An 18069-nucleotide genomic window follows, 5' to 3' on the forward strand; every position below is an offset into this window, starting at 1 on the left:
AGAAATGTGTGAATAAATTGGAAATTTACCGTGGATATGCTGCGTGATATCGCTGCAAAACCTGCTCCATGCTGTGCACGCCGGTAGAGGCGCCGACAGCTTCAACGGATACCGATGCGGCGGCGTTGGCAAAACGGGCACAGTCGACAAAATCACGCCCGTCCAGCAGACCGGCAAAGAAACCGGCGGCGAATGTGTCGCCTGCCCCTGTCGTATCAATACAATGCGTGTCCGGACAGGCGGGAACCCGCACGCGCAGACCCGTCTGATCCGCGAGCAGACAGCCGTTTGCGCCCAATTTGATGATGGCATGGCGCGCACCGGCGGAAATCAGACGATCTGCCATGCGCACAGGATCGGATTCCTCCGTCACAGCACCTGCTTCGGCTTCGTTGGCGAACAAATAATCCAGCTGAGCGAATGCCGGTGTCATCTCTGGCAGGCGTTCGCCGCGCTTGGGCAGGGTCATGTCGGCACACACGAGCAAGCCCTGCTTCCGGACGCGCGCAAATAGCTGGGCGAGCTGCTCCGGATTGATTTTCGGAAACACAAAGATGCTTGCGAAACAAAAGACAGAGGCGCCGCGCATGGCCTGCGGCGTGATGTCCTGCGCTTCCAGCGCGCGCAGGCTGCCGTGCGGATTGGTGAAGAAGCGGCGCTCGCCGGATGCATCGACCAAAACGACGTTGACGCCGGTGGCAAGTTCGTCCAACTCGAGAAAGTGCGACGTATCAATACCGGCTTGTGTACAGATTTGTTTGATGTATCGTCCGGCGTCATCGGTTCCGATGCGCGTGATGAGCCGCACTTGTTTGCCGAGACGCGACAGCACCATGGCTTCGTTCATGGCATCTCCGCCAGTTGTCAGCATGATGTGTTCGGCGGGTGTGGACACGCGGGAAAAAACAGAAGCATCTGCCGGAACAACGGGCACATCCACGATGGCAGCTCCGGCGAGAATCAGATCAGGCATAAAAAGCGCTCCCTTCTGGTCAGACTGGATTTTTGCGGAAGGCAGCTGGCGTGATGCCGGACTTTCCGGAAAAAGAGGTGATAAAATTCGCTTCGCTGTGGTAGCCGACCTGATAGGCAATCTGCTTGATGGAAAGATCGGTTGTCAGCAGCAGTTCTTTGGCGGCGTCAATGCGGCGCAGTGTGATAAATTCGTGCGGAGAAAATCCGGTCTGCATTTTGAATAGACGAGACAGATGCGAGGGACTCAGACTGACAGAGGCTGCAATGTCCGCCACGGAAATATCTTCAAATAAATGCTGGGTGATAAAATCCACAACCTGAGATACCGGATCTTCACCGGAAGGCGGGAGCACTGTGCTGGGCAGCACGATTAGTTCGCACAGCAGTCGGTGAATGCGCTGAGACTGCTCGGTTTCGCTCATGCGTCCGGGCAGGCGAAAGTTGTGGATGAGCTGCATCATTGCATTTTTCGTACTGGTCGATGACGGCGGTGTAAAAGCAAGGCGATGGGGGTCTGTGCTGCGGATGTAGGAAAAAAATTCCTTGGTGTTGCACCCCTCAATGTGCATCCACAGCGTTTCGCTCGGCTCCAGCGCGTGAAATCGGTGCGGAAGCGTGCAGTCAATCAGGGCAATTTGTCCGGCGCGGACGGTGCTGCATACGCCGGCGTTTTCGACGTGCAAACGGCCGGAACAGACGTAATAGAGCGTGGAATTGCGATGGCTGGGCAGTTGCGCCACATCGCAGTCATCCCGAAAATCGTATTCCGTCGAGCAGTAGTAATGCCCGCAGCGTGTAATATAATAAAATAATTTTCCGGCGGCAGCACTGGGCGTGTTAAAGTAACGGTCCGACTGCAGCAAAACACCGGGTTCTGTACATTTTCCCATAACGTTCTCTCCTTTTCTCCAGTATATCATTTTTGCAGCATAAAATCAAAACGATTGGGCGGAAAAATGCATTGCAATTTGTTCAAACATGCGTATAATAGAAGCAATGCAACGGAAAAATTTGCGCAAATTGGTGGAATTTAGAAAAAAATAACAGGAAAGTGAGGAGAATCATGCATGATTCGAGATAAGAGATTTTATAAATCCTTTGCCGGTCTGACGGCGAGCATTGCCCTGCAGAACCTGCTGACGTATTCCGTCAATCTGGCGGACAACATCATGATTGGACGGTATTCCCAGAATGCGCTGTCCGGCGTATCGCTGTGCAATCAGTATCAGTTCTTTTTGCAGATGCTGGTTGTCGGCGTCAGCGAGGGCATCGTGGTGCTCGGCGCACGGTACTGGGGCAAAAAAGAGTTGAAGCCGATTCCGAGCATCATCGGCTGCGGTTTGCGGTTTGGCTGTGGATTGGCGCTGCTGATGTTTTTGGCTGCGCTGCTGGCTCCGCGGCAGCTCATTGGTCTGATGACCAACGATGCCACAGTTGCCGCGCAGGCTTTGGATTATTTGCAGGTCATTTGCTTCACCTATGTGATCTTTGCGGGAACCAATATGCTGGCCAGCTCCCTGCGCTCGATTGGCATTGTAAAAATCGGGTACATGATAGCAGGTTCAACGTTGTGCATCAATATTGTGCTCAATAGTCTGCTCATATATGGCCGCTTGGGCTTTCCGGAATTGGGTGCCCGCGGAGCTGCGATTGCAACGCTCATTTCCCGCACGGTGGAACTGCTCATTGTGATTTGGTTTCTCAAGTACAAAGAGCATGCGCTCAATCTCAATCTCAAAAATCTCGTGTGCATTGACACGCGATATATGCGCGACTATGTGCAGGTATCGCTCCCGCTGCTCATCACGCAGGCACTGTGGGGCTTTAATTCCATCGTGCAGACGGCGATTATCGGCAATATGGACGATGCCGCGTCTGTGCTGCCTGCAAATTCGATTTCTGTGATTGTATACCAAATCATCTCGGTTGTTGGCTATGGCGCGGCGAGTGCCGCGGCAATTTTGACCGGCAAGACGTTGGGAGAGAACGAGAAACAGCCGAAACAAGCGATTCAGCCGCTGCTGCACACTTTGCAGATTCTGTTTGTGGAAATCGGCATTGTGACCGGTATTATCCTGTTTTTGGCGCAGTTCCCGATTCTGCATATTTATGATATCCTTACGCCGAGAGCGGCGCAGCTGACCAAGCAGTTTATCACGGTTTTGGCGGTCACAACGGTCGGCACATGCTATCAGATGGCAACTGACAGCGGATTTTTGCGCGCGGGCGGGGATACGCGGTTCTCCATGATAAACAACAATATTTGGACATGGCTGATTTGCCTGCCGTGCGCGTATCTGTCGGCGTTTGTATTCCGTTTTCCGCCTGCTGTTGTATTTTTCTGCTTGAAAATGGATCAGATTGGAAAGTGCCCGATTATTTACCTGCGCGCAAAATCGTACCGCTGGATTCATATTCTGACGAGAGAATCGGCATCCTGACAAACAGAAAAAAATCACAGCATACTGTGCCGTGTGCTTTACAATACGCGCTTTTTTCCGTATAATACAGAAGAAATTATGATGAGGAGAACAAGCACATGAAATTGACCCTGTTGGGAACCGGCAATGCGCTGGTGACGGAATGCTATAATACCTGCTTTGTGCTCAGTGAAGGAGAAAAGCACTTTATGATAGATGCGGGCGGCGGAAACACCGTTTTGCGTCAGCTCAAGCGGGCGGGGATAGATGTCAACGCCATTCACGATTTGTTTTTGACACACAAGCACGTCGATCACTTTATGGGCGTCATCTGGATGATTCGTGTTATCTGCCAGAATATGCAGAAGGGTGTCTATCACGGAGAAGCGCGGATTTACGGTCATGCAGAGGTGATAGAGCAGGTGCATCAGGTTGCACATATGCTTTTGGGCAAAAAGCAGACCAAATACATTGGCGACCGTGTGCATTTGATTGCTGTTGCGGACGGAGAAACCCGAGAGATTCAGGGCAGTGCCGTCACGTTCTTTGATATTCAGTCTACAAAGGCAAAACAGTTTGGATTTCGCATGACACTTCCGGACGGAAAAAGCTTGACCTGCTGCGGCGATGAGCCGTATCGGGACTGTGAAGAAAACTATGCACAGAACAGTGATTGGCTGCTGCACGAGGCGTTTTGTCTGGATGCACAGGCGGATATTTTTCATCCGTATGAAAAGAGCCATTCCACGGCAAAAGATGCCTGCCAGACGGCGGAGAAGCTTGGCGTGAAAAATTTGGTATTGTATCATACCGAGGACAAAAACATCGCACGCCGGCGGGAGCTGTATACGGCGGAAGGCCAGCCGTATTTTAGCGGCAACCTGTACGTGCCGGATGACTTGGATGTTATAGAGCTGTAAACGAAAACAAGTCTGATTCTTTTTTGAATCAGACTTGTTTTTTCAGTTTGCGGTACACGGTCAGATACATGGTCGAAAAGCTGGCGGCGCCGCCGAGCAGATTGGAAATCGGCTCGGCAAGAAAGACACCGTTGACGCCAAGCCCCGCAAAGTGCGGCAGGAGAAGCGTCAGCGGAATGACGACGATGCCTTTTCGAAAGATGGAAAAGAAAATGGCCTGATGCGATTTGCCCAGCGCGGTGAAAACCGATTGGGCGGAAAACTGAAGTGCCATAAAGCAGAAACCAAAAAAATACAAATGCATCGATGGCACGCCGGCGGTGAGCAATTTCGGGTCTGTATTGAAGATGGAGAGAAAAAAGTGAGGGAACAGAGAGACCAGTCCCCATGCCAGCAACGAATAGGCGGTCAACAGTCCCGTCAAAAACACAATCGCCTTGCGGACACGTTCCAGCAAAGCGGCGCCGTAATTGAAGCTGATGACCGGCTGCGCGCTGCTTGTGACACCGTTGACCGGAAGCATGATAATCTCCCGCACGGAGTTGAGCACGGTCATGACGCCAACGTACAAATCTCCGCCGAAGATCTGCAGCGTGCTGTTGCAGGCAACCTGTACGAGGCTGTTTGTGACGTTCATCGTGAATCCGGCGAGTCCCAGCGTCAGAATTTTTTGTACGCGCTGCTTTTGCAGATGCAGATGCTGCCTGCGGATGCGCAGCAGCGTTTTGGAACCGGTCAGAAATCGGAGCGTCCAAAGAGCAGAGACAAATTGCGAGAGGACGGTTGCACACGCTGCACCGCGCACGCCCATGTGCAGAACAAAAATAAAGATTGGATCGAGAATAAGATTGAGCACGGCGCCGATGATAACGGTTAACATGCCGGTAGTGCCGAAGCCCTGCGCGTTGATGAACTGATTTAGTCCCAGCGACAGCATGACAAAAATTGTGCCAAACAGATAAATCGTGATGTAGGACATGGCATAGGGCAGTGTGGTTTCGCTCGCGCCGAGCGCCAGCAGCAGCGGACGGCGGATAAGCAGTCCGAAAACGGTCAGAGAAACGCCAATGCCCAGAAGCAGAGAAAAGCAATTGCCCAGAATGGCTTCCGCTTCCTCAGGTTCTCCGGCGCCGCGCCGCATAGAAAACAGCGGTGCGCCGCCCATGCCAACGAGGTTGGAAAATGCCAAAATCATGGTGATAATGGGAAAACAGACGCCTAAACCGGTCAAAGCGTTCGTAGCGTCCGCGCCAATTCTGCCGATATAGATACGGTCGATGATGTTGTACAGCACGTTGACCAGCTGCGCCAGCGTCATGGGGACGGCGAGCCGGACGATGTTGGAGGACACGCTGCCCTGAGAAAAATCAGTGTTTGTCTGTGCCTGCAAGAAGGTCGCTTCCTTTCCGGAATTTATAGATTCTTGAAAAATATTATAACATCTTGCTTTGAAAAAAGCAAAAGATTGGCTATCTTTCAAATTGACATAATACAAGCAATTTTGTATGCTAGTGTTCGTGAGAAATTATAACAGGAAAGGTTGTATACAAAACAAATGGAACACAAGCAATCGTTCTTTCAGCGCATTGGAAAAGACAAGCGGTATATCGTATTTAACTTGTTTTTTGCTTATTTTACATTGGGCGTTGCGCTTATCATGCTCGGCTCGGTTTTGCCGGTACTCAAGGCGGACTATGCCCTGAATTATCAGGTGGGCGGTATGCTGCTGTCGGTGCAGTCGATCGGCTACGCAGTAGCCGGTCTCGGTGCAGGCTTTTTGCCGCTGTATCTCGGGCTGAAAAAGTCGTTTATTCTGCTGACCTCCGGCACCTGTATCGGCATGGGCATGCTGCTCGCAAGCGGCAATCCGGTTTGGCTGCTGACCGCAATGGGACTCATCGGCATCAGCAAGGGCGCCGTCACCAATTACAACAACCAGATTATGACGGAACTTGCAGAAGGAGATGCAGGTCCGCTCAACCTGATGCATGCGTTCTTTGCGATTGGCGCATGTATTGCGCCGTTTATCGTGCTGCTGTGCGGCAAGGTGGACGCCAGCGGATGGAGATTGGCGGTTTTCCTGTCCGCGGCAGCTGTCGGCGTGGGACTGCTCGCGATGTTCCGCATGAACATGCGCGGCAGCACGGCAAAACAGGAACAAAACACGGAAAAAACAGGCGTGTCATACGGATTTTTCAAGGAAAAAATCTTTTGGATTACCATGCTCATTTGCTTTTTCTATCAGGGCATTGAGGGAACCATGATGGGTTGGCTGACCTCGTTCTTTGTCGATTCCCACGTGATGACGGACAGCTTTGCGCAGGTTGTCACCTCGGCGCTGTGGATTGCACTGCTCGTCGGACGTGTCAGCTGTTCGCGGCTGGCGGCATGCTTTAAGCCAAGTCAGATGATTCTGGCAATGGCAATCGGTCAGTTTGTCTTTCTGACTGTGCTCGTCACGAGCCACAGCTTTGCGGGCATGATGATTGCGACAATTGGACTGGGTCTCAGCATGTCGGGTATGTACGGCACTTCGGTGTCCAATGCCGGAGACTTGTTCGCGCGCTATCCCGTGTGCATGGGCTTCTTTGTTTTGATGACCAGCACCGGCGCAGTGGTTGCACCGGCGGTTGTCGGCGCTGTGGCGAATGCATCCGGCATGCGCATGGGTATTTCCTGCCTGTTGTTTGCCGCCGCTGCATTGGTTCTGATGGCACTCGGCAATGTGCGTATGGGCTACCTGCGTCGCCGGAGAGCGAAAAAAGCACACAAACAGCACGCATAAACATATAGCTGTATAACAAAATCCCGCGGATTTCTCCGCGGGATTTTTGCATGGAATAAAACGTTTACTTGTTTACGCCGAAATGAATCGTTGTATCCTCGTCATCTGTTTGCTGCAAACGCATGCTCAGCGGCATGTTCCAGCTGTTGTGGTCGGTGTGCAGCAGTTCTTCTGCAAGCTCGGACATCGGCTCGCCGAGATAGGTGTCATATAGCACGTTGATTTCCTTGTTTTCGTGCGGATAGCGCAGCGGGCTGAGGCGATCAAGGCTGTACAGCATGTTGCCGCGCGCGTCAGCAAGCTCGTTTTGTTCAAACGGAATCGGCTGACCGCCGCCGCCGACACAGCCGCCCGGACATGCCATGATTTCAACAAAGTCATAGTGTACCTTGTGGGTTAAAACTGCCTGAATCAGCTTGCGGGCATTGCCCAATCCGCTGGCAACCGCACAACGGATGGTCGTGCCGTTGAGGTCGAATTCTGCCTCGCGCCAGCCTTCCTGACCGCGAATGGAGCGGAATGCGTCAGCCGGTGCGTTTTCGCCGACAACCGTGTGGTATGCCGTGCGCAGTGCGGCTTCCATCACGCCGCCGGTTGCACCGAAGATGACGCCGGCACCGGAGCCGATACCGAGCGGAGAGTCAAATTCTGCTTCCGGCAGGCTGAACACGTTGATGTTCTGCATGCGCATCAGGCGATCCATTTCGCGGGTTGTGAGCACAATGTCCACATCCTGCATGCCGTGCTTTCTGTTGCGGTCAAAGACATGTCCGTCCTTTTCCGCCTTTTTGGCAATACACGGCATGATGGCAACGCTGCAAATCTTTTCCGGATCTATGCCCATCTTTTCTGCAAAATAGGTCTTGGTAATCGCGCCGAACATCTGCATCGGGCTCTTCGCCGTGGAGATTTGCGGCACGAGCTGCGGATACTGCGACTTGACAAAACGCATCCAGCCCGGACAGCACGAGGTAAACATTGGCAGATCCTTGAGCTCGCCGTTTTTCAGGCGCTTGAGAAATTCCGTGGATTCTTCCATGATGGTCAAGTCCGCAGAAAATGCGGTGTCAAATACATAGTCAAAGCCCATCGAGCGCAAAATGGCGGTCAGACGGCGAACCGTTGCCATCTCACGCGGCAGACCGTGTGTTTCGCCCCAAGCGGCGCGGACAGCTGGTGCAATCTGTACTACGGTGATTTTGTCCGGATCGCGCAGCGCATCCAGCACTTCGCGGGTGTCATCGCGCTCACGCAGCGCGCCGACCGGACAGTGAGTGATGCACTGGCCGCACAGCGAACAGTCAGAGTCCTTGATGCGGCGGTTGTATGTGACATCGACGGTGGTGCGGGAACCGGAACCGCTCATGCCCCAGACACCCAGTGTCTGGATTTTTTCACAGTACTGTACGCAGCGCATACACTTGATGCACTTTTGTACGTTGCGATACAGCGGGAACGTCTCCGTCCAAATGCGGTTGGGCAGGTCTTTTTTATATGGATTCTTGAGCAGACCAAAGTTGTTGGCTACCTGCTGCAATTTACAGTTTCCGGCGCGGACACAAATCGAACACTCACCGTCGTGCTGAGACAGCAGCAGCTCGACATTGATGCGGCGCGCTTCCAGTGCGCGGTGGGAGTTGGTGTGCACGACCATGCCTTCGTATACCAAGTTGTTGCAGGAGGAGACCAGACGGCTTTCGCCCTCGACCTCTACACAGCAGATGCGGCATGCGCCGATTTCGTTAATTTCCTTGAGATAGCACAGGGAAGGGATGGTGACGCCGGCTTTGGCAGCGGCTTCCATGATCGTTGTGCCTTCCGGTACGCGGACGGCAATGCCGTTGATGATTACATTTACCATTGTCTCATTCGACCTCCTCTGAAGTTGCCGTAGCCGTAATGGTCGCAGCGCAGGCAGCGGGAAGATTCCTGCAGGACCTCCTCTTCGGTCATGCCTTCCTTGATGTCGTCAAAGTTATCAACGCATTCACATGCCGGACGAGTACGGATGTTGACGCGGCCGCAGGCGGTTGTCGGAGACAGCGGTGCCTCCGGAATATCCTCGACAGCGGCGTGAATGACATGATTGTAGCCGAGGAAGTTGTCAATATTTGCAGCGGCAACTTTACCGGCGGCAATGGCGCGGATAACGGTAGATGGGCCGGTTACGGCGTCGCCGCCTGCAAACGTCTTGGTGCTGCCTTCTACGATGCTGTCCGGCAGGGCAGAGAAGCGCTCACGGTTGACCGCGATGCCGGCGGCAGCAAATGCTCTGGAGTCGATGCCCTGACCAATGGCGACGATGACAATGTCGCACGGGATGACATTTTCTTCCTTGGTGGCCTTGATCGGGCGCGGTCTGCCGTCCTTGCCGACCGGACCAATGTGCTGCGGCTGCGTGATGAGAGCCGTGACATTGCCCTCGTCATCGTGCTCGATGCGCAGCGGTGCCTGCAGCGGCAAAATGGTAACGCCTTCTGCTGCGGCTTCCGCGATTTCATCGGACAGAGCAGTCATATCGTCTACACGACGGCGGTAAACCGTTGTGACGTTGGACGCACCCAGACGAATGGCGGTGCGGCTGGCATCCATGGAAACATTGCCGCCGCCGATGACGCAGACGCGCTTGCCGGTCAGATCCGGCGGATTGCCTTCACCGATGGCGCGCAGCATGGCAACAGCAGAAACAACGCCGTTGCTGTCCTCGCCCGGAATGCCGACCTTGCGATCTACATGGGCGCCGATGCACAGCAGAACCGCATCGTATTCGCGCTCAATGTCGGCAACCTGAATGTCCTTGCCGACGGAAATATCGGTATGTACCTCAACACCGGTGCTGAGAATGACATCAATATCGTTTTGCAGCATATCTTCCGGCAGACGATAGCGCGGAATGCCGTAACGCAGCATGCCGCCCAGCTTCGGACGCTGTTCGTAAACAACCGTCTGGTGACCCATCAGCTGCAGATAGAATGCACAGCTCAAGCCGCACGGACCGCCGCCGATGATGGCAACGCGCTTGCCTGTAGACGGCTGATTGGCAACCGGTGCGACGTGCAGCGCGTGGGTGACCGCGTAATGCTTGATGCCGCAGATGTTGACGGCGTCATCCACCATGTTTCTGCGGCAGCGCGCCTCACACGGGTGCTCACAGATAAATGCGCAGGCGGTCGGGAACGGATTGTCCTTGCGGATGAGTTTAACGGCGTCCTCGCAGCGACCGGCGCGCACCAGTGCGATGTAGCCCGGAATATCCACGTGAGCCGGACACAGGGCAACGCATGGAACCGGCTGCGTCAAACCGCTGGTACAGCGGTTGTTGCGTACGTGCTCCTCGTAATCGTCGCGGAAGCCCTGCACGCCGCGCAGCACCATGCCGGCAGCTTCATAGCCAATGGCGCAGTCTGCGGTTTCCAAAATGGTGCGGGCTGTGCGCTCGATGCGGTCAATGGTTTCCAGTGTTGCGCGCTCGCTCAGTACGTCATCCATCAGGTTGGCAAGCTGGCCGAGTCCGATGCGGCACGGGGCGCATTTGCCGCAGGTCTGTGCGTGGCACAGCTTTAGGAAACCGAGAGAAATATCCACCGGACATAGTCCCGGAGGGCTGGCCGCAATGCGGCGTTCCAAATCCTTGTACAGACTTTCTACGACAGTCTGCGCCTGATTTGGGGTGTCAAGACTTAATCTGCTCAAATCGACTCACTCCTCATTCATGAGATACAAAAATGTACGAAAACAACATAGATCGTGTTGGTTCTATTTTACCGCATGATATAAGAATTTGCAATAAAATCAACCAGAAAAAGCCCAGAAAATGAGAAGTTACAAAATAAATCGGGCATTTTGCATAAAAACGTGCCGGATGGTGCAACGCGTTTCTGCACGGCGTGACGGCAATCATGCAAAAGTAAAAAAATCCCGCAGACACATGACGGCGCGCCTGCGGGACTGGAATATGCTTGAAAATCAGAAGCGGAAATCGCGCTGACCTTCGTGGATGTTTTCGATGTATGCTGTTGCTTTTTCCCGTACGGTTTCATTCGGGATTGTGCGCAGCTCCTTTTGGATGAGCGCTTCGCCGACGGCGCGGGTATCCGGAGACGCGTAATCCTCCAGATATTCCTTGAGCGTCATCAGAGCGTTCGGATGACAGCAGTTCACAATCTGCTTGCTCTTGAGCAGAGACATGAAGCGGTCACCGGTTCTTCCGGCGCGGTAGCATGCCGTGCAGAAGCTCGGTACATAGCCGAGATCCATCAGCCAGTGCACGACTTCATCCAGTGTGCGGCGGTCATCGACCTCAAACTGGGTGGTATCTTCCGGACGCTCCTGCTCGGTGTAGCCGCCGACGCTTGTGCGGGAACCGCCGCTGATCTGTGAGATGCCTAAATGCAGCACGCGTTCGCGGCTTGCCTGACTCTCGCGGGTGGAGACAATCATGCCGGTGTACGGAACAGCGATGCGGATACAGGCGACGATTTTTGCAAAGGTGTCGTCGGAAATGCCGTTGTCAAAGACATCTGGATCAATGTCATCGGCGCGGCGCACGCGCGGAACGCTGATGGTGTGCGGGCCGACGCCCTTGTAGGCTTCGAGATGCTCTGCGTGCATGATGATGCCGGTGAAATCATAGCGGTAGTTGTTGAGACCGAACAGCACGCCCAAGCCGACATCGTCAATGCCGCCGTCCATGGCGCGATCCATGGCCTCGGTGTGATAGGCATAATCCGATTTCGGACCGGACGGATGCAGCTGTTCATAGGACTTTTTGTTATACGTCTCCTGAAACAGAATATAGGTGCCGATGCCTGCCTCTTTGAGCTTTCGATAGTTTTCAACGGTTGTTGCGGCGATGTTGACGTTGACGCGGCGAATCGCGCCGTTTTTGTGCTTGATGCTGTAAATGGTCTGAATCGACTCCAAAATATACTCCAGCGGGTTGTGAATCGGATCTTCGCCGGCTTCCAGCGCCAAACGCTTGTGTCCCATGTCCTGCAGCGCGATAACCTCTTGGCGAATTTCATCCTGTGTCAGCTTTTTGCGCGGAATATGGTGGTTTTTGGCGTGATAAGGACAGTATTCACAGCCGTTGATGCAGTAGTTGGACAGATACAGCGGCGCGAACATGACGATGCGATTTCCGTAAAATTCCTCTTTGATTTTGCGGGCAAGCGTATAAATTTTCTCATTTTCATCGTCCAACTCACAGTCGAGCAGGACGAGCGCTTCTTTGTGCGAGATGCCCTTCATTTTGGCGGCCTTTTCGAGAATCTGTTCGATGACCGCGCGGTTGTTTTTGTTCTTTTCTGCGTAGGCGAGACAGGCACGGATTTCCTCATCGCTGATGAATTCCTCAGCCTTTGGCGACATGACATTATACATAGTAATTTCCCTCTCTTACAGCTTGGAATAAACGGATTTTGCCGTCACACCGTCCAGCATACCGATTTTTCCGGACATTGCACTGACAATAGAAGCCGGTGCATCCACAGCAACGCTGATAAGCGAGATGTGGCGCTTTTCATACGGCAGACCCATTCTGCCGATGATGTAGTCTCGATACTCGTGCAGAATCTCGTTGAGCTGATCGATGTGTTCCGGACTTTCTACAACGATGGCGAGAATCGCAACGCGGGTTTCTTCCATGATACATTCCTCCTGATCAAAAAAAACATCCCTGCGCGTCTGCGCAGGGATGCAACGAGCTTGTTGTTCACATCCGTCTTTCCCGTGAGAATCCATCTTGCGGGGCAGTCCATGTGCAGGCAGCAGCGGTTTGCAGTGGGAAGCGGGCTTCCGTCTGCGCACCAATGATACCATAACTATACCATAGATTGCCGAAAAAGTACATGAGAAAATGTTGGAGTTATGCCTCGTCCGCGAGTTCCCGATGATTGTCCAGATGCAGCTCATAGCGCACGCGGTCTGCAATGGTTAGAATCAGCTCGCGATTTGGCGGGCGGCGCATCGAGCTGAAGCCGGCCATGCGCCCGCCGGAGCGCTTCCAAGCAATTTCCACAGCGTTTCGGATGTCTCGTTCTACGCTGGTCCATGTCGTGTGATATTTCCGTGCGACAGCCGGATACAAAATCTTGGTGACGGAATCCGCTACAGAAGGATCTTCCAGCGTCATAAGAATGCACTCTCGGGCATAGCGGTAACCGGCGACATGAGCTGGCAATTGCAGACTGCTGATAATCTGGGTGACGCGGCGCGAGATATCGTGCGCGGAGGGCTGCTGGCTGTCCGACGAAAACCGCCGCGGAACGCAGCCGTATCGCGTAATCAGTTCTACAAGAGCCTGCAGGTCGACGGGCTTGCGAAGAAAGAAGCTGACACCCAGCCGGTCACATTCCGCTACCGTATGCGGCGAGGCGAAGGAGGAGAGAACGAAGATGGCGGGACATTGTTCCGCCGGCAAATCGTGCAGCTCCTTGAGCAGCGAGAAGGCGTTGATGCCGGGAATCATCAGATCAATCAGCAAGGCGTCCGGCTGTTCGTGTAGAATCGTATCGGTTAATCCATCGCCGGAAGAATAGATACCGGTGATTGACAGTTGTGCTGAGGACTCGATTGCGGATGAGAGTGCACGGGTGAACACAGAATCATCGGATGCAATCAGGATACGAGTGAGCGATAACATAAATAAATCCCCTTTTTTAAATGTTTATTGTTCGTTACGTATACTATAATAGAATTTAAAAAATGGAACAAGAACGGAGTTGTACAAAAAAATCACGGAAAATGCCGCATCGACAAAAAATACTTGCGTCAAATTCTTTGTAATTTGTTGTACATTTCCGTAAAAAATTGGCGAATTGCTTGCATTTAAGCACTGTTTCTTTGCATTAAAAATGACGAGAATCAACAGACTCAGATTATCGAGCCAATTCGACAAAGATGAGAAAAAATAACAAATCCCCTGAAAAATCAGGAGATTTGTACAATGTGAAGTTATTTTTTGCCTGCCAGACGTGCGTTTACTTCGTCAAAGGTCGCAAGAACATCTGCGTCCGGAGCCGGTGTAGCGAGGCTGACGATGACATTAACCAGAAGCGCCAGAACAAAGGCCGGCAGCAGCTCATAAATGCCAAAGACGCCGCCAATCGGTGCAATCAGGAACTTCCAGACAAATACCATGATGCCTCCGACAACCATACCGGACAGCGCACCCTGCAGGGTGGAACGCTTCCAGAATAGTGCCAGCAGAACAATCGGGCCGAAGGTTGCGCCGAAGCCTGCCCAAGCAAACGATACAATCTTAAATACCGAGCTGTCCGGATTGCGTGCCAGGAATACCGCGATAATCGCGATGACAACAACGGTCAGACGAGCTGCCAGAATGCTCTGCTTCTGGGTCAGTTTGATGCCGAACAGATCCTGCAGCAGATTCTGCGAGAAGCTGGAGGAGGCGGCGAGCAGCTGAGAGTCCGCTGTGGACATGGTAGCTGCCAGAATGCCTGCCATAATCACGCCGGCGATGACAGCGGCGAGAACACCGTGGCTGCTGATGAGCTGTGCAACAGTAATGATGATGCGCTCCGGATCAGCCAGTACCGGCAGTGCGCCAGCCTTGGTCATGCCCAGACCGGCAATACCGATAAATACGGCAACAGCCATGGAAATCACAACCCATACGGTTGCAATACGGCGGGATGTCTTGATTTTCTTGTCGTCCTCGGTTGCCATGAAGCGCAGCAGAACGTGCGGCATGCCAAAGTAGCCGAGACCCCATGCCAGCATGGAGAACGAAGTCAGTGCGCCGTAAGCGGAAGCCGAACCGGACTCCGGATCATATACACTGGTCAGGCTCAGATAGCCAGGCAGCGCACGCGCGTTGGTGAGCACGGCGTCTATGCCGCCAGCCATATGTGTTGCGTAGATAACAACGACTACAATGGCAATCGTCATAACAATGGACTGAATCAAATCCGTGGTGCTGGCCGCCAAAAAGCCGCCCAGTGCACAGTAACCGACAATGATTGCCGCGCTGACAATCATGGCGAGCATGTAGTTCACACCGAACAGCTGATTAAACAGCTTGCCGCAGGCAGCAAAGCCGGAAGCAGTGTACGGAATGAAGAAAATGATGATGATGACAGCGGCAACGGAAGAAAGAATGTGCTTTTTGTCACCGTAGCGATCCGCGAAGAAGTCCGGAATCGTGATGGAATTGGTGGTGTGGGTGTACACACGAATACGGCGTGCCACGAGCAGCCAGTTGAGATAGGTGCCGATGGCAAGGCCGATTGCCGTCCAAGTGGCATCTGCGATGCCGGTTAAGTAGGCAACGCCCGGCAGACCCATGAGCAGCCAGCTGCTCATATCAGAGGCTTCCGCGCTCATGGCGGTAACCAGCGGTCCGAGCTTTCGGCCGCCTAAGTAAAAGTCATCGGTGTTCTTATTCTTGTTGGACATAATGAAACCGATGTACAGCATCATTGCGAGGTAAACAACGATCGCAAGGACAATGATAACGTTAGACATGTTTCGTACTCCTTTTGTGAAAGTATCATACCTTTTTATTCTAGCATAGAAAAGACCAAACGGAAATATAGAACGAATACTAGAATAAAGTTTGTACTACACGCACAAAAGAAAACGCACTGTTTGCAGAATGCGTGAGAAACAATCGAATTATTGGGCTTTATACGCACGTAAAAACAACGGGAGTTCTGTACCGGAATACTGATACAAAGAGTAATCTCCGTTGCAGATACACCAGTCATATATCATCGCCCGCTCGAGCATCGCATAAGCCTTGATGATTTCATTGACGGAAACGTCCGTGCGCAGCTGCCTGCGGTTTTGTCCCTCGATGACGATGCGGCGAAGCACGCGGTAGTAGGTGCGGCTCTGATTGAGCAGATGGCGGTCTCCGTAGGTGATGAGCTGAGAGGAATACATCTGCGCGAGCAGATCCATCGGCACGCTGTTTTCAATCATGAGAAACAGCTCGTGATTGAGATACATGAGCTTGTCAAAGCTGTTCATCTCCGGATCCATGTCTTGCATGAGCTGTTCGTACTTGGCGTCAAACAAGTAGGAGAGGGAGGAGAGCAAGGCGTCCTTGCTGTCGAAATAGTGGTAGAAAGAGCCTTTGGATGTTTCGGAACGCTCGACGATTTCCTCGATTGTTGTCCCCTCATATCCTTTTTCGTAAAATAGCGACCATGCGGCATCGACGATGCGCCCTTTGGTGTTGCGGGCATCCTTTTTTGCCATGCAGCAGACCTCCTGTTTCTTTTTTGTTTCTATTATACGGCACGAAAATCCGGTTAGACAAGAGGAAAGTTTACAAATACAGGTGAGTTGTTTACAAAAAGTTTCTTGCAGTTACTCAAAAAAACAAGTAATATAAATATATATATTACATAAGGAGAGAGGAGATGGCGTAAATGACGATGGAAAAATACAATATTTTCTTTGACAGTCCGGTTGGTTTGCTGTCCGGAACCTTGGATTTATGTCAGACCGAATGCGGATTGACGGGACATATCACGATGATGGGGCGGGGAACCAACATCACAGATGGATATATCATGGATGACAAAAGAGATTTTTACGGAACCGTTTGGCTCAGAGAAGAGGAGGTTCCGTTTCACGCGCAGGGCGTGCTGGAGGATGGCATGCTGGAGCTGGATATGAACATTGGCGCCCAGCTGTTTCCTCTGACCGGCTTCCCCATCTCGGAATGACAAGCTGTTGCGCGATGCCGAAAGGGCTGGTATAATAAAACCAGTTTTATCTCAAGGAGGCTTCCTGTATGGCACGCACGAGCACAATAGAACGCAATACAAACGAAACCAAAATCAAGCTGGCGCTGAATTTGGACGGAACTGGCAAGGCCGATATTGACAGCGGCGTTGGGTTCTTCGATCATATGATGAATGGCTTTACCCGCCATGGGTTGTTTGACGTTGACCTCAAGGTAAAAGGGGATTTAGAGGTGGATTGTCATCATACCATCGAAGATACCGGCATTGTCCTCGGTAACGCCATCCGCGAGGCGGTTGGCGATAAAAAGGGAATCAAGCGCTATGGCTCCTGCATTCTGCCAATGGATGAAGCACTGGTGCTGTGCGCGGTAGATTTGTCCGGCCGTCCGTATCTGGTGTTTGACGGCGAGTTTACGGCGGATCGCTGCGGCGATATGGATACCGAAATGGCACGAGAGTTTTTCTATGCCGTATCGTATGGCGCTGCGATGAACCTGCATATCAAGGTGCTGTACGGCTCCAACAATCATCATATCATGGAAGCGATGTTCAAGGCGTTTGCCAAAGCGCTGGACGCTGCAACCATGTATGACGAACGCATTACGGATGTGCTGTCCACCAAGGGCACGCTGTAAAAACGGAAATTAAAAATGCTTCTCTAGCGCATAGAGAAGCATTTTTTTGTGTCTGCATTACTGTATTTGCAGAAAATATTCATGAATCGCCGTGCTTTCATCCAATTCCGGATGAAATGCCGTGACGAGCTGTTTGTCTTGCTGCGCGGCGACAATGTTGCCGTCTGCCGATGCCAAAATTTGCGCATCGCCGTGCACAGCCGCGATATACGGCGCGCGGATAAACGTCATGGGAAGCGTGCCCAGCTTGCCAAAGGTTTGCGCGGTGCGAAAGCTGCCGAGCTGTCTGCCATAGGCATTGCGCTTGACGGAAATATCCATGGTTGCAAAGCACGGCGTGCCGCCGTCCACCTGCTTGGCGAGCAAAATCAGCCCTGCACACGTGCCAAATACCGGCATGCCGTCCGCAATGCGCTGTCTGAGCGGTTCGAACAAATCCAGTTCGCCGAGCAGCTTGCGCATGACGGTACTCTCGCCGCCCGGCAGAATCAGCCGGTCCATCGGCTGTTCCAAGTCCCGCTTCTGCCGAATTTCAAAATGCGGCACACCGAGTCTGTCCAGCACGGCGGCATGTTCGGCAAATGCGCCCTGTAATGCCAGAATGCCTACTGCCAT

At 52.7% G+C, this 18069-nt stretch carries 16 protein-coding genes; 5 read left to right on the forward strand and 11 right to left on the reverse strand.

The features are described 5' to 3' along the window. Nucleotides 1-25: 25 nt before the first annotated feature. Nucleotides 26-973, reverse strand: a complete 948-nt coding sequence (locus KQI75_RS09985; RefSeq protein ID WP_216470657.1) for a carbohydrate kinase family protein — start codon at nt 971-973, stop codon at nt 26-28. 19 nt (nt 974-992) lie between these two features. Next, nucleotides 993-1865, reverse strand: coding sequence for an AraC family transcriptional regulator (locus KQI75_RS09990; protein ID WP_216470658.1), 873 nt, complete (start codon nt 1863-1865; stop codon nt 993-995). A 177-nt stretch (nt 1866-2042) separates the two neighbouring features. On the opposite strand from KQI75_RS09990, the gene KQI75_RS09995 reads away from it, so the two are divergent. Together KQI75_RS09995 and KQI75_RS10000 are read left to right on the forward strand one after the other, a co-directional pair. Beyond that, nucleotides 2043-3416 carry an MATE family efflux transporter gene (locus KQI75_RS09995; RefSeq protein WP_216470659.1) on the forward strand — a complete coding sequence of 458 codons (1374 nt, stop codon included), beginning with the start codon at nt 2043-2045 and terminating at the stop codon, nt 3414-3416. 98 nt (nt 3417-3514) lie between these two features. Beyond that, nucleotides 3515-4315 carry an MBL fold metallo-hydrolase gene (locus KQI75_RS10000; protein WP_216470660.1) on the forward strand — a complete coding sequence of 267 codons (801 nt, stop codon included), beginning with the start codon at nt 3515-3517 and terminating at the stop codon, nt 4313-4315. A gap of 28 nt (nt 4316-4343) precedes the next feature. Here KQI75_RS10000 and KQI75_RS10005 read toward each other — a convergent pair whose 3' ends face one another. Continuing rightward, nucleotides 4344-5705 carry an MATE family efflux transporter gene (locus KQI75_RS10005; protein WP_246566575.1) on the reverse strand — a complete coding sequence of 454 codons (1362 nt, stop codon included), beginning with the start codon at nt 5703-5705 and terminating at the stop codon, nt 4344-4346. A gap of 165 nt (nt 5706-5870) precedes the next feature. Here KQI75_RS10005 and KQI75_RS10010 point away from each other — a divergent pair, with 165 nt between their 5' ends. After that, nucleotides 5871-7100, forward strand: coding sequence for an MFS transporter (locus KQI75_RS10010; RefSeq protein WP_216470661.1), 1230 nt, complete (start codon nt 5871-5873; stop codon nt 7098-7100). A 64-nt stretch (nt 7101-7164) separates the two neighbouring features. Here the strand turns inward: KQI75_RS10010 and KQI75_RS10015 are convergent, their stop codons facing one another. The 7 genes from KQI75_RS10015 to KQI75_RS10045 all read right to left on the reverse strand — a co-directional run bounded on the left by KQI75_RS10015 (nt 7165) and on the right by KQI75_RS10045 (nt 16325). Next, nucleotides 7165-8961 carry a [FeFe] hydrogenase, group A gene (locus KQI75_RS10015; protein ID WP_216470662.1) on the reverse strand — a complete coding sequence of 599 codons (1797 nt, stop codon included), beginning with the start codon at nt 8959-8961 and terminating at the stop codon, nt 7165-7167. Continuing rightward, complete coding sequence (locus KQI75_RS10020; RefSeq protein ID WP_216470663.1) at nt 8955-10793, reverse strand: NAD(P)-binding protein; 1839 nt, start codon at nt 10791-10793, stop codon at nt 8955-8957. Before KQI75_RS10020 ends, KQI75_RS10015 begins: the two co-directional genes overlap by 7 nt. A 273-nt stretch (nt 10794-11066) precedes the next feature. Next, nucleotides 11067-12482: a [FeFe] hydrogenase H-cluster radical SAM maturase HydG gene (hydG, locus tag KQI75_RS10025; RefSeq protein ID WP_216470664.1), complete on the reverse strand. Its 1416-nt coding sequence runs from the start codon at nt 12480-12482 to the stop codon at nt 11067-11069. Nucleotides 12483-12497: 15 nt separating this feature from the next. After that, on the reverse strand, nt 12498-12746 hold the full coding sequence (locus tag KQI75_RS10030) for a TM1266 family iron-only hydrogenase system putative regulator (RefSeq protein ID WP_216470665.1): 249 nt from the start codon (nt 12744-12746) through the stop codon (nt 12498-12500). Nucleotides 12747-12966: 220 nt separating this feature from the next. Next, nucleotides 12967-13743 (reverse strand): sporulation initiation factor Spo0A C-terminal domain-containing protein, encoded by a 777-nt coding sequence (locus tag KQI75_RS10035; RefSeq protein ID WP_216470666.1) that lies wholly within the window; start codon nt 13741-13743, stop codon nt 12967-12969. A gap of 311 nt (nt 13744-14054) precedes the next feature. Further along, nucleotides 14055-15587 carry a sodium/proline symporter gene (locus tag KQI75_RS10040; protein WP_216470667.1) on the reverse strand — a complete coding sequence of 511 codons (1533 nt, stop codon included), beginning with the start codon at nt 15585-15587 and terminating at the stop codon, nt 14055-14057. 150 nt (nt 15588-15737) lie between these two features. Beyond that, on the reverse strand, nt 15738-16325 hold the full coding sequence (locus tag KQI75_RS10045; protein WP_216470668.1) for a TetR/AcrR family transcriptional regulator: 588 nt from the start codon (nt 16323-16325) through the stop codon (nt 15738-15740). Between the two features lie 173 nt (nt 16326-16498). On the opposite strand from KQI75_RS10045, the gene KQI75_RS10050 reads away from it, so the two are divergent. Together KQI75_RS10050 and hisB are read left to right on the forward strand one after the other, a co-directional pair. Beyond that, complete coding sequence (locus KQI75_RS10050) at nt 16499-16798, forward strand: hypothetical protein (RefSeq protein ID WP_216470669.1); 300 nt, start codon at nt 16499-16501, stop codon at nt 16796-16798. A gap of 68 nt (nt 16799-16866) precedes the next feature. Beyond that, nucleotides 16867-17454, forward strand: a complete 588-nt coding sequence (gene hisB, locus KQI75_RS10055; RefSeq protein ID WP_216470670.1) for an imidazoleglycerol-phosphate dehydratase HisB — start codon at nt 16867-16869, stop codon at nt 17452-17454. A gap of 57 nt (nt 17455-17511) precedes the next feature. Here hisB and pdxT read toward each other — a convergent pair whose 3' ends face one another. Next, a complete protein-coding gene (pdxT, locus tag KQI75_RS10060) occupies nt 17512-18069 on the reverse strand; it encodes a pyridoxal 5'-phosphate synthase glutaminase subunit PdxT (RefSeq protein WP_216470671.1) in 558 nt (185 codons plus the stop codon).

It is taken from the genome of Butyricicoccus intestinisimiae, assembly GCF_018918345.1.
Taxonomy (GTDB): Bacteria; Bacillota; Clostridia; order Oscillospirales; family Butyricicoccaceae; genus Butyricicoccus_A; species Butyricicoccus_A intestinisimiae.

Bases quoted from the DNA above. Each gene is read 5' to 3' on its own strand.
- KQI75_RS09985 (WP_216470657.1), bottom strand. From the start codon at position 973: ATGCCTGATCTGATTCTCGCCGGAGCTGCCATCGTGGATGTGCCCGTT.
- KQI75_RS09990 (WP_216470658.1), bottom strand. From the start codon at position 1,865: ATGGGAAAATGTACAGAACCCGGTGTTTTGCTGCAGTCGGACCGTTAC.
- KQI75_RS09995 (WP_216470659.1), top strand. From the start codon at position 2,043: ATGATTCGAGATAAGAGATTTTATAAATCCTTTGCCGGTCTGACGGCG.
- KQI75_RS10000 (WP_216470660.1), top strand. From the start codon at position 3,515: ATGAAATTGACCCTGTTGGGAACCGGCAATGCGCTGGTGACGGAATGC.
- KQI75_RS10010 (WP_216470661.1), top strand. From the start codon at position 5,871: ATGGAACACAAGCAATCGTTCTTTCAGCGCATTGGAAAAGACAAGCGG.
- KQI75_RS10015 (WP_216470662.1), bottom strand. From the start codon at position 8,961: ATGGTAAATGTAATCATCAACGGCATTGCCGTCCGCGTACCGGAAGGC.
- hydG (WP_216470664.1), bottom strand. From the start codon at position 12,482: ATGTATAATGTCATGTCGCCAAAGGCTGAGGAATTCATCAGCGATGAG.
- KQI75_RS10030 (WP_216470665.1), bottom strand. From the start codon at position 12,746: ATGGAAGAAACCCGCGTTGCGATTCTCGCCATCGTTGTAGAAAGTCCG.
- KQI75_RS10035 (WP_216470666.1), bottom strand. From the start codon at position 13,743: ATGTTATCGCTCACTCGTATCCTGATTGCATCCGATGATTCTGTGTTC.
- KQI75_RS10040 (WP_216470667.1), bottom strand. From the start codon at position 15,587: ATGTCTAACGTTATCATTGTCCTTGCGATCGTTGTTTACCTCGCAATG.
- KQI75_RS10045 (WP_216470668.1), bottom strand. From the start codon at position 16,325: ATGGCAAAAAAGGATGCCCGCAACACCAAAGGGCGCATCGTCGATGCC.
- KQI75_RS10050 (WP_216470669.1), top strand. From the start codon at position 16,499: ATGACGATGGAAAAATACAATATTTTCTTTGACAGTCCGGTTGGTTTG.
- hisB (WP_216470670.1), top strand. From the start codon at position 16,867: ATGGCACGCACGAGCACAATAGAACGCAATACAAACGAAACCAAAATC.
- pdxT (WP_216470671.1), bottom strand. From the start codon at position 18,069: ATGGCAGTAGGCATTCTGGCATTACAGGGCGCATTTGCCGAACATGCC.